The organism is Pseudohaemophilus parahaemolyticus (assembly GCF_938021905.1).
In the GTDB taxonomy this organism is placed as follows: Bacteria; Pseudomonadota; Gammaproteobacteria; order Enterobacterales; family Pasteurellaceae; genus Haemophilus_A; species Haemophilus_A parahaemolyticus_B.
Window position 1 is genome coordinate 1 of sequence record NZ_CALIFA010000059.1, and the last position, 4,442, is coordinate 4,442.

A 4,442-nucleotide genomic window follows, 5' to 3' on the forward strand; every position below is an offset into this window, starting at 1 on the left:
CTGATAAGTTGTTAAAGAACAAAAAGAAACGACGCACTGCATATCAATCTAAATCGTTCACAACAGTGCGTCGTTGTGTGAGGTGCATTATAGAGAAAAATCAAAACCGTGCAAGCACTTTTTGCAAAAAATTTTAAAAAATTTACTGTTTGTTGAAACTTTATGCAAAAAGTATGAATAATCATCCATTTCTGCTGTTTTTCTGGCGTTAAATCTCTATCACATTTAAACTTTCGAAACCCCACTGTTTTAAAATTTTCTCGCGTTTGGTAAAATCATCGGTCAATTTTGTGCAGAATACCTGATTTTTTGCATCCTGTTTGCCATTAAAATTAGGTTTTTCGGCAATTAACGACTTCACTCGCTTCGCAATCGCCTCGCCCGAATCGACAAAAAACTTCACTTTCGGCAAAATCTGCTGCAATTCGGCTTTTAAAAAAGGAAAATGCGTACAGCCCAAAATCACCGTATCCAATTTTGAATGCACTTTCCACTCTTTCACGCAATCAGCCAGAGCATCTACATCTACTTTGCCATTCAATAATTTTTCTTCGGCGAGTTCCACAATTTTTGTCTGCCCAATCTTCTCTACCACACAGTCCGAAGCATACTTCTGAATTAAATCCAACACATAAGGACGTTTGATCGTCCCCACCGTCGCTAATAGACCGATCGTTTTCGTCTCAGATATTGTCGCCGCAGGCTTTATCGCAGGCACGGTTCCCACAATTGGGAAAGTAAAATTTGCTCGCAAAGCAGGTAATACCACAGTGCTTGCGGTGTTACACGCTACCACCACCAAATCAAGCGGTTGTTTTTCTGCAATCTTTTGCACAATTTTGACCGCTTGTGTAATCAATTCCTGCTCCGATTTTTCCGAATACGGGAATAAGGCATTATCAAAGCAATATAAATAGTGAGCATTCGGTAAGGCTTTTCGCACCTCATCATAAATCGTCAAGCCACCAATGCCCGAATCATATAAGAGAATAGTCGGTTTCATATTTTTTACTCAATAAATTCCCGCAAATGCTACTCTCTTCTCCCTTTTCGTTCAAGAAAAACAAAACCCCAAACATTCGTCTGGGGCTTCATTCTCTTATCTATTAAAGAATATTTTGGAATTTCTCTAACATCGCGTTTGGCCATACGCTTGATTGCACTTCGCCAATGTGTTGTTTGCGAAGTAAGAACATTGCCAAGCGAGATTGACCAATACCACCACCGATGGTTAAAGGTAATTTACCCGCAAGCAACTCTTTGTGCCAATCCATCTCTAAACGATCTTGGTTGCCTGTGATTTCCACTTGCAAGCGTAACGCTTTTTCGTCTACGCGAATACCCATTGAAGAAAGCTCAAAAGCTGTGCCTAACTGATCGTTCCATACCAAAATATCGCCGTTTAAACCTTTGTAGCCGTTTTCTGATTCTGTTGTCCAGTCATCGTAGTCTGGTGCACGACCATCGTGTGGTTTACCATCTGATAATTTACCACCAATACCAATTAAGAACACTGCACCATACTCTTTACAAACCGCATTTTCACGCTCTTTGCCCGATAAATCTGGGTAACGTTTCACTAAATCTTCACTATGAATAAAAGTAATCTGTTTTGGTAAAATTGATGGAATATCAAAACGAGCTTCCACGGCTAATTCAGTTAAACGAATTGCCTTGTAAATCTCGTTTACCGTCTCTTTTAAGTAATCAAAGTTGCGGTGACCTGCTGGGATTACCTTTTCCCAGTCCCACTGATCCACATAAACTGAGTGAGTTAGATCGAGCGAGTCTTCATCTGGACGAAGTGCTTTCATATGCACAAACAAACCTTCGCCTTCTTGGAAACCAAAACGTCCGAGCGTATGACGTTTCCATTTCGCTAATGAATGTACCACCTCAAAAGTCGCATCAGGAATACATTTCACATTTACTTGCACCGCTTTTTCGATCCCTGATAAGTTGTCTTGCATCCCATTGCCCACTTGGCTCAAAATCGGGCCTTGCACTTCAATCACACCTAGTTTGTCGATTAAATATTGCGTAAAAGTATTTTTTACAAAGCTAATTTCGTTTTGTTGCAAAATAAATGATTTTTTCATCTGTTTCCTACCTTTTTCTATAAAATTTTGATGTCGTTTAACGGAATGGCATTCAATTTAAAGGAATTCTTAAAAAACTCAATCTTTTTTAGATAAAATTACAATAAATTAAAAATTAGATTAGATAGAATTTAATAATATATGCTAAATTTTAAATATAATTTAACAAATTGTAAATTGTGAGGAAATTTTGACCGCTTTCAAACAACCCATAGACCGGCTCGATCAACAAATTTTACGTGCTTTAGTTAAAGATGCCAAAACGCCCTACACCGAAATCGCTAAACAATCGGGCGTGAGTGCCGCAACTATCCACGTTCGCGTGGAAAAAATGCGACAATCGGGCGTGATCGAAGCGACACAACTCAAAATCAACGAACGCAAACTTGGCTACGATGTCTGCTGTTTTATCGGCATCATCCTCAAATCGGCAAAAGATTACGAAAAAGTGATCGCCAAACTCAACGACTTCCCCGAGGTGGTTGAAGCCTACTACACCACGGGCAATTACTCCATTTTCATTAAAGTGATGACCCACACCATCGAGGAGCTTCACCAAGTGCTCGCAGGCAAAATCCAAAGCATTGATGAGATTCAATCGACAGAAACACTTATCTCGATGCAGAACCCGATTTTACGGGGGATTGCACCATAAAAATATAGTACAATCCATCTCATTTTAAAATACAGAGGAAGACCAAATGAGCGTAATGCAACAACGTGCCGAACTTCAACGCCGTATTTGGCAAATTGCTAATGATGTACGAGGCTCAATAGATGACTGGGATTTCAAACAATATGTGCTTGGTGCACTTTTCTATCGTTTTATTAGTGAAAACTTTACCAATTATATTGAAGCGGATGATGAAAGCGTGAATTACGCTGAATTGTCTGATGAAATCATCACACCTGAAATCAAAACTGACGCCATAAAAAATGATCTGACCCCAAAAAGTTAGACTTATTTAATCCAAGAACTGAGTTCTGTAATTCACAGGGCTCAGTCCTTTTAGTTTCCCCTGAATACGCTCATGGTTGTAATAATGAATGTACTCGTGGATCGTTTTTTCCAGTTGTTCGAACGTCTCAAATCGTTTACCGTAATAACATTCCGTTTTTAATCGTCCAAAGAAGCTTTCTATCGCACTGCTATCTAAACCATTTCCCCTCCTTGGCATAGTTTGTTGAATGCCATTCTCCCTGAGTATGTTCTGATAGCCTCTTGTCTGATACTGCCAACCTTGGTCGGAATGTAAAATCGGTTTTGCTCCTTCAGGCCTTGCTACCGCTTGTTTCATCATTCGGGTAATTTGCTCCAAATTTGGGCTTCTCGCGAAATCATAAGCAATCATTTCATTGTTAAATAAATCCTTAATGGGGGATAAATAGAGCTTGCCTTCAGCACACTTGAACTCGGTAATATCGGTTGCCCATTTTTTATTAGGCTGTGTTGCTATTAAAATGGCGTTGTAACAGATTCTCCGCAATACGTCCGACTTTACCTTGATAAGAACGATATTTTTGTGTCTTGCATTTTCCCTTAAGCCCCAACCATTGCATAATACGTTGCACTTTTTTATGGTTAATTTTAATGGTTTCTCTTAGCTTAAACGTCACACGGTGATAACCGTAGTTTCCGTGATTATCGTGATAAATAGTGGCGATTTCTTGTGAGATTGCTGCATTTTTATCGTTTTCCGTTTTCAAGTGATAGAAGAATACACTGCGTGCCAAGCCGATTAAATCTAATAAAATGGGCAGCGGAAAATGAATGCGTAATGCCTTTACGATAGTAGCTTTTTCTGCATTTTTTGTTGGTTGAGCTCCTGCAACTTTTTTAAGATTTCGTTCTCCGCACGAAGACGCAAATTTTCCAATTCTAGTTCTTCCTCTCGTGTTTTCAGTTTAGGCGGCATTTTAGGGTATTTGGGTTTCATGGCCGACCTTTAGGTTTGGGCATTAAGCCGTTTATACCTTGTTTTTCAAAGACTCGCAACCATCGGTTAATCACACTTGAATTGGCAATGCCAAAGTATAAATAGGCAGTTTCTGCAGAAAATTGTCCATTTTTAACCGCTTGTATCACGTTAAGTTTAAATTCAGGTGAGTCATTTCTCTTCTTACCCAGCATAGCTAAACCATTGATTCCACTATAATTAAATTGGTTAGCCCAATGTCGCAATGCTCTGCTGGCGAGTTGAAAATGTTTACGAGTAAGTGAACAATTTTTAGCATTTTGAAGATAAAATTCGATGGCTCGTTGTTTGAAAAGAAAATTGTATTTAGTCATAAAAAATCTGCACCTTAATCAGTTAGAAGTTTAGTCTAACTTTTGGGGTGCAG

The 4,442-nt window shown here is 39.1% G+C and carries 3 protein-coding genes and 2 pseudogenes; 2 read left to right on the top strand and 3 right to left on the bottom strand.

Features of this window, described 5'->3' with window-relative positions:
* Positions 1 to 208: 208 nt before the first annotated feature.
* Both murI and asnA read right to left on the bottom strand, forming a co-directional pair.
* Positions 209 to 1,003, bottom strand: a complete 795-nt coding sequence (gene murI, locus QMF79_RS05555) for a glutamate racemase (protein WP_281773043.1) — start codon at positions 1,001 to 1,003, stop codon at positions 209 to 211.
* Between the two features lie 103 nt (positions 1,004 to 1,106).
* Entirely contained in the window at positions 1,107 to 2,099 is a 993-nt protein-coding gene (gene asnA / locus QMF79_RS05560; protein ID WP_281773044.1) for an aspartate--ammonia ligase, read from the bottom strand.
* A gap of 190 nt (positions 2,100 to 2,289) precedes the next feature.
* Here asnA and asnC point away from each other — a divergent pair, with 190 nt between their 5' ends.
* Positions 2,290 to 2,754 (top strand): transcriptional regulator AsnC, encoded by a 465-nt coding sequence (gene asnC / locus QMF79_RS05565; RefSeq protein ID WP_281773045.1) that lies wholly within the window; start codon positions 2,290 to 2,292, stop codon positions 2,752 to 2,754.
* Between the two features lie 46 nt (positions 2,755 to 2,800).
* Positions 2,801 to 3,034 (top strand): annotated as a pseudogene (locus QMF79_RS05570) (type I restriction-modification system subunit M N-terminal domain-containing protein); the annotation flags it as partial.
* A gap of 30 nt (positions 3,035 to 3,064) precedes the next feature.
* On the opposite strand, the pseudogene QMF79_RS05575 reads toward QMF79_RS05570, so the two are convergent.
* A pseudogene (locus QMF79_RS05575) lies at positions 3,065 to 4,389 on the bottom strand (IS3 family transposase).
* Positions 4,390 to 4,442 lie beyond the last annotated feature (53 nt).

Bases quoted from the DNA above. Each gene is read 5' to 3' on its own strand.
- murI (WP_281773043.1), bottom strand. From the start codon at position 1,003: ATGAAACCGACTATTCTCTTATATGATTCGGGCATTGGTGGCTTGACG.
- asnA (WP_281773044.1), bottom strand. From the start codon at position 2,099: ATGAAAAAATCATTTATTTTGCAACAAAACGAAATTAGCTTTGTAAAA.